Origin of the sequence: Streptomyces monashensis, assembly GCF_001866665.1 — a bacterium.
Classification (GTDB): Bacteria; Actinomycetota; Actinomycetes; order Streptomycetales; family Streptomycetaceae; genus Streptomyces; species Streptomyces monashensis.
On sequence record NZ_MLYO01000040.1, the window covers coordinates 94,923 to 101,197 of the forward strand.

Sequence of the window (6,275 nt, forward strand, 5' to 3'; positions counted from 1 at the left end):
TCTGCCGACGCCGCTGCATCCCTTGGTTCGGTAGTCGTGGGCAGAATTCAACGAAGGTCGAAGAAAGCCCTATAGGAATTCAGTTGTCCCTCAAGCATGTGAATCCCGTGATGGATTCGGTGTCCCCGTGCGGCGGCCTCGCGCAGGAGCCGTGTCTCGCGGGGCTTCATGATGATGTCGGCCACGACGCAGCCCTGCGTCAGGGGCTCCAGCGGGAACGGCAGCGGATCGTCCGCGCGCAGCCCGAGCGGTGTGGCGTTGACGACGATGTCGACGTCCCGCAGATGCGGTCCGGTCAACGCGTGCACCCGCCCCGGCCAGTGCCCTTCGAGCCGGGCGGCCAGCGCGGTGAGCTTCGCGGTGTCCGTGTCGTACACCTGGAGCCGGCCGACGCCGGCCGTGAGGAGCGCCGCGGCGATGGCACTGCCCGCGCCGCCCGCACCGACCAGTGCCGCCCGTGTGCCCTTGGGGTCGAGTCCCGCCCCGGCGAGGCCCGTCACGAAGCCCGAGCCGTCGAAGTTCTCCGCGAGCCAGCCGCCGTCGGCCTCGCGGCGCAGCACGTTCGCGCTGCCCACGATGTCCACGGTCGTTCCGCACCGGTCGGCGAGCCTGCGGACGGCCACCTTGTGCGGCACGGTGACGAACATGCCGTCGAGGTTCTCCACCCGCTGCAGGCCGCGTACGACGGTCTCCAGGTGCTGGGGGCGGGCGTGCACCGGCACGACCACCGCGTCGCGGTGCAGCTCGGCGAGGATCGGGTTCATCAGTGCGGGAGCCTGGACCTGGGCGACGGGGTCCCCCAGGACGGCGTACAGACGGGTGGTGCCCTGGACGGGCATTGCGGGAGGTCGTTCGGTCAGCACAGCCTGTCCTTCCGGTCCCTTGCGCTTCCGGCCGCCAACTCGGCGATGACGTGGGTGAGTTCCTGTGCCTGGTCGGCGTTGAGGCGGGGGTCGCAGGCCGTGCGGTAGCGGGTGGGCAGGTCGGCCTCCGCGGGGCCCTGGGCGCCCCCGACACATTCCGTGACGTGCTCGCCGGTGACCTCCAGGTGAATACCGCCGGGGTGCGTGCCGAGCGCCCGGTGCACCTCGAAGAAGCCGGCGATCTCGTCGGATACGGCGGTCCAGTGCCGGGTCTTGAGTCCGCTCGCCGACGTGTAGGTGTTGCCGTGCATCGGATCGCACTGCCAGACCACCTGATGACCCGAGGCGGTGACTTTCTCCACGATCGGCAGGAGCACGTCCCGGACGCTGGTGTGTCCCATACGGCTGATCAGCGTGAGTCGGCCGGGTTCGACGTGCGGGTCGAGCCGACGCACGTAGGCGAGGGCCTGCTCCGGTGTGGTGTTCGGACCTATCTTGAGGCCGATGGGATTCGACAGCAGCTCCGCGAACGCGATGTGCGCGCCGTCGAGTTGGCGGGTGCGCTCGCCGATCCACAGGAAGTGCCCGAGGCCGCTGGACAGGCGGGGCTCGGGCCCGCTGAGGTCCGTGCGCAGCGAGGAGGTCTCGTAGTCGAGCAGCAGCGCCTCATGGCTGACGTAGACGTCGCCGCCTGCCGCCCGCGGGCCGGGCATGTCGCTGCGGCCGAGCCGGCGGATCAGCGCCATGGTGTCCGCTGCGCCGGCGCGGGCGCGCAGCATCCGGGCGGGGTCGGGGGTCCGGGCCGCCCGCGTGGGCTCGGCGGAGTTGACCATGTCACCGCGGTATGCGGGCAGCCCCTGGGCGTCGACGGCTCGGGAGCGGGGTTTGGCGTACTGGCCGGCCATACGGGCGACCGTGACGACGGGCAGCGCGGTACGGCGGGTGAGGACATCGGCCATCCGCGCCAGTGTGCGCAGATTGGCCCGTTGGTGGGCTTCGGTGTTCTCGGCGAAGGACTCGGCGCAGTCGCCGCCCTGGAGGAGTATCGCCTCGCCACGGGCGACCGCGGCGAGATGGCAGCGCAGTCGTGCCGTCTCGGCCGGCGTCACGAGCGGCGCGGCGCGGCGCAGCAGCGCCACGACATCCTGGGCCCGTTCCGCGTCCGGCCAGACCGGCTGCTGCGCGGCGGGCCGGGCCAGCGCGTCCGCCAGCCTGCCGGCGAGCAGCCGGTCGGCCGCTTCTGCCGCACCGGCCGGTCTGTCGGTGTCGGCCGGCCACTGGAGCTGTCTCATGGGCGTGCCGTATCGGTCGTGGCGGCGGGCACGGCCTCGTCGACGAGTTCGCCCAGCGGCATGCGGGGCATCCCGTCGAGGACGTGCTCGACCGTCTCATGCGGTACGTCGTCCACGAGTTCCGCGCCGTTCGGCCCGTCGAGGACGAACGCGAGGCCGCCGATCGCCTTCTTGTCGTGCCGCATCAGCCGGATCAGGGTGGCGGACTCGGTCTCGGCGGGCAGTGCGGCGGGCAGCCCGTAGGAGCGGACGACATCCTGGTGCTCGGCCACCCGCGCCCGGTCGATACGGCCGAGGGCACCGGCGAGCCGGCCCGCGAAGACCGTGCCGATGGCGACCGCCTCGCCATGGCGGAGGGCGAAGCCCGTCGCTCTCTCCAGCGCATGGCCCAGGGTGTGGCCGTAGTTGAGGATGTGCCGCAGGCCGCTGTCCCGCTCGTCGACTTCCACGATGCGGGCCTTGAGCCGCACACTGGCGGCGATCTGGTCCGCCAACGGGAGCGAGCGCAGGTCGGGCGCGCCGATGAAGTGGGCGCGGGCGATCTCGCCGTAGCCGTTGAGCATCTCGCGCCGCGGCAGGGTCGACAGATAGTCCGTGTCGCACAGGACCGCGCCCGGCTGCCAGTACGCGCCGACCAGGTTCTTGCCGGCGGGCAGGTTCACCGCTGTCTTCCCGCCGACGCTGGCGTCCACCTGGGCCAGCAGTGTGGTGGGCAGGTGCACGACGGTGACGCCCCGGTGGTAGAGGGCGGCGGCGAGACCGACCACGTCGGTGGTCGTTCCGCCGCCGCAGGAGACGACGAGGTCGGACCTGGTGAGCCCGAAGCGTACGAACTCGCCGCACAGCGCCTCCACCGTGGTGAGGGTCTTGTCCCGCTCTCCGTCGCGTGCCGGAAGCAGCAGGGTCTCCACACCGGTGTCGGGCACCCATTCCCGTGGACGGGCCGACACGACGACGGCCCGTCTGGCGCCCAGCCGTCCGACGACCTCGGCGAGCGACGTACGCACTCCGGGGCCGATGAGCACGTCGTACGAATGATCCCTCAGGCGCAGTGGAATGGATGCCATGACGTCTCTACCGGCCCGCCGTCACCCGGCGGACACGCGACTCGGACCGCTCCTTGCGGTCGATCTCGTCCAGGTGCGGGTACGAGGGGCAGCCGTAGACGCGCTGGAACGGCTCGAACGTGTCCCACTCCTTGCGGCGCCGCATCTCCTGGGCCACCGAGTTGTGCTCGCTCCAGAAGTCGCCGCCGATCAGGCGGACGAGATACTTCTCCAGGGTTTCCCGGTCGGTCGAGCGCGCGGCGTCGGCGGCCATGGCGACCAGCTCGCCGTCGTAGTAGGCGTGGATGAGCCGGATGTAGGTGTCGTAGCCGGTCTTGAAGTAGTTGGAGTACCGCTCCAGCAGGCGCTCCTCCGCCGACCGGTCCGCCAGGGCCTCCCCGAGGGTCTCGGCCGCGCGGACCGCGGTGGCCGTCGCCACCAGGACGCCGCCGGAGAACATGGGGTCGCCGAAGCAGCCGGCGTCGCCGACCAGGAGCCAGCCGGGGCCGGTGACCGTGTCGGCGTGGTAGCAGTAGTCGGTCTCGATCTTGAGGTCCATGGAGGGCCGCGTACCGGTCAGGCGCGCGACGATACGCGGCACCCGGGCCACGTGCTCCTCGAACACCTCCTCCGGAGTCGACGCGCGCAGCACGTCGCGCGGCATGACCGTGCCCACGCTGATGGTGTCCTTGGTCAGCGGGATGGCCCACACCCAGCCGTCGTCGTGGGCGCCGACCTGGATGTCGCCCTCGACACCGAGGTTGTGGCTCTCGTCGAGCCCGCTGTAGTGCCGGAACACGGCGACCATGCGGAGCTTCTCAAGGGTCTTGCGCAGTCCGAAGCGATGGGCGATCTTGCCCGCGCGGCCACTCGCGTCGATCACGTAGGCGGAGCGCACCTCGTGCGACTCGCCGTCGCGCTCGTAGCGGACGCCGACCATGCGGTCGCCCTCCATGAGCAGCTCGTTCACGTTCGCCCCGAAGACGAGCTTCGCACCGGCGGCCTGGGCCTGCTCGGCGAGCATCCGGTCGAACCGGCGCCGCTCGACCTGGAACGCGTTGTCGTGCCGGCCCGTGCCCTGCTTGGTGAAGTCCGCGCGGAAGACGCCCTCGAAGAACTTCTTCTCGGTCGGGTCGATGAACTCGCCGCCGAACTTCCGCACGAAGCCCTGGCCCTCCACCACCTCGCGCAGGCCGATCCGCTCGAACAGGCCCATCATGTACGGCAGCAGGGACTCACCGATGTGGAAGCGGGGGTCGAGCTCCTTCTCCAGGAGCAGCACGGAGTGCCCCTGTTTGGCGAGCACATAGGCGCTGACCGCGCCGGCCGGCCCTGCGCCGATCACCACCACATCGGCTGTTTCCTTCGCCATCGTTCTCCCTTTCTGATGCCAATTCGTTTGACCAACGCGCTCGGTGACCGGAGTGCGATTCACCTGAACTCACCCGACAGCAGGTGCGAGACCAGCTGCTCGTGCTCGTCGTCGCCGGTGATGGTGCGTATTTCCTCGCGGCCGTCACGGACCGTCAGATGCCGTCGTCCCTTGAGGACGACCTGACCGTTCTCGAAAGTCCGGCCACAGAGGATCTTCTGGCCGTCCTGCGGCCCGGTGTCCGCGGTGATCTCCCGGATCAGGAAGTCCTCCATGCCCTTCCAGTCGCTCCACTGACGGGGTTGCATCGTGAAGGTGTAGACGACGCCCCACCGGGTGATCCTGCCTCGGCGCTGTAGAGCGATCCTTGATCCGCGCTCGACCAGGCGGTACTGGCATCCGTACTGGCTCTGCACCGCGTCGCAGACCAGCAGCGGCTCGACATAGGAGGGGCCGGGGTAGCCGACGTCCACGAGCCACTCGTCGCCGTCCAGAGCGACGCGGTTGAACATGTGCTCCACATCGAGCCCGGAGGCCTCCCAGCCCTCGGCGGTGCTGGCAGCCAACACCGTGACGTCGTAACCCAGTTCCGTCAGCAGCCGAGCGAACAGCCGGTTCAGCTGGAAGCACGTGCCGCCCCGCCCTTGGACGACGCTCGTGTCGAAGGTGGCGTCCTCGTCGATGTCCACGATGCGCACCCCGTCGCTGAAGTCCTGGGTGGCGCCGTTGTACGGAATCGCCATGAGGTGCCTCTTGTGCAGCTTCCGCAGCGTCGCGACGTCGACGCCGGTTTCTCCGGCACAGCCGATCCGTTCGAGATATCTGTGCACGTCAAACAACTGTCATCACCTTCTTCCGCAAGGGGATCGCTGCATCACACGGAGACCGCTACGGGCTGTGCCGCCTGTTCGCCGCACATCAGGCCGTGCAGATGCGCGGCGAGCATTCCTGCCGTCGGATAGTCGAAGACGAGGCTGGGCGAGAGCTTGGTCTCGGTGACGTCACGGAGCCGGTTGCGCAGTTCGATGGACGTGAGCGAGTCGAAGCCGACCTCGAACAACCCCTGGTCCGGGTCGATCCGGTACGTGGCGCTGTGGCCCAGCACGGCGGCCACCTGGGCCTGCACCAGGTCGAGCAGCACCTTCGCCTGCTCGGCACCCGCAAGCCCCGCCAGCCGGTCGGCCAGCGCCTGGCCCTTCTCACCGGAGTCCGTCGCATGAGCCTGCTGCCGGCCCGCGCGGACCAGGCCGCGCAGCATGTGCGGCACTCCCCCTCCGGCCGCGGCCTGGGTCCGCAGCGACCGCAGGTCCAACTTGGCCGGCACCAGGTGCGCCTGCCCCGACCCCACGGCGGCGTCGAAGAGCTCCATGCCCTCGGTGGACGTGATCGCCTGAAGGCCACCGCGGCGGTTCATCCGCGCCTTGGTGAGGTCGTCGGTGTTGGCCGCCATGCCGCTGGTCTGCTCCCACAGACCCCAGGCCAGGGCGACCCCCGGCAGACCCGCCGCCCGGCGGCGGGCCATCAGACCGTCCAGGAAGGCGTTGGCCGCCGCGTAACTGCCGCTGCCCGCACCCATGAAGACCGCCGAGACCGAGGAATAGACGACGAACGCGTCCAGCTCCAGGCCCCGCGTGAGCTCGTCCAGGTGACGTACGGCGTCCACCTTCGGCGCGAACACCCGCGCCAGGCGCTCCGGAGTCAG

General features: G+C 70.1%; 6 protein-coding genes. All 6 read right to left on the reverse strand.

The genetic code is table 11. The annotated features are described in order from the left end of the window. Nucleotides 1–47: 47 nt before the first annotated feature. Nucleotides 48–863 (reverse strand): shikimate dehydrogenase family protein, encoded by an 816-nt coding sequence (locus BIV23_RS24575; RefSeq protein WP_245790619.1) that lies wholly within the window; start codon nt 861–863, stop codon nt 48–50. Next, on the reverse strand, nt 857–2,155 hold the full coding sequence (locus BIV23_RS24580) for a 3-deoxy-7-phosphoheptulonate synthase (protein ID WP_071383106.1): 1,299 nt from the start codon (nt 2,153–2,155) through the stop codon (nt 857–859). The genes BIV23_RS24575 and BIV23_RS24580 overlap by 7 nt, the downstream gene beginning before the upstream one ends. Next, nucleotides 2,152–3,222, reverse strand: coding sequence for a 3-dehydroquinate synthase family protein (locus BIV23_RS24585; RefSeq protein WP_071383107.1), 1,071 nt, complete (start codon nt 3,220–3,222; stop codon nt 2,152–2,154). The genes BIV23_RS24580 and BIV23_RS24585 overlap by 4 nt, the downstream gene beginning before the upstream one ends. Nucleotides 3,223–3,229: 7 nt before the next feature. Next, a complete protein-coding gene (locus BIV23_RS24590) occupies nt 3,230–4,573 on the reverse strand; it encodes an NAD(P)/FAD-dependent oxidoreductase (protein ID WP_071383108.1) in 1,344 nt (447 codons plus the stop codon). Between the two features lie 59 nt (nt 4,574–4,632). Further along, on the reverse strand, nt 4,633–5,403 hold the full coding sequence (locus BIV23_RS24595) for an arylamine N-acetyltransferase (protein ID WP_218161873.1): 771 nt from the start codon (nt 5,401–5,403) through the stop codon (nt 4,633–4,635). Nucleotides 5,404–5,447: 44 nt separating this feature from the next. Further along, on the reverse strand, nt 5,448–6,275 hold an 828-nt coding region (locus BIV23_RS24600; protein WP_143079105.1), incomplete at its 5' end, for a beta-ketoacyl reductase.

What these genes read in the sequence shown, in the direction of transcription:
- BIV23_RS24580 (WP_071383106.1), bottom strand. Translation starts at nt 2,155, where the DNA reads ATGAGACAGCTCCAGTGGCCGGCCGACACCGACAGACCGGCCGGTGCG.
- BIV23_RS24585 (WP_071383107.1), bottom strand. Translation starts at nt 3,222, where the DNA reads ATGGCATCCATTCCACTGCGCCTGAGGGATCATTCGTACGACGTGCTC.
- BIV23_RS24590 (WP_071383108.1), bottom strand. Translation starts at nt 4,573, where the DNA reads ATGGCGAAGGAAACAGCCGATGTGGTGGTGATCGGCGCAGGGCCGGCC.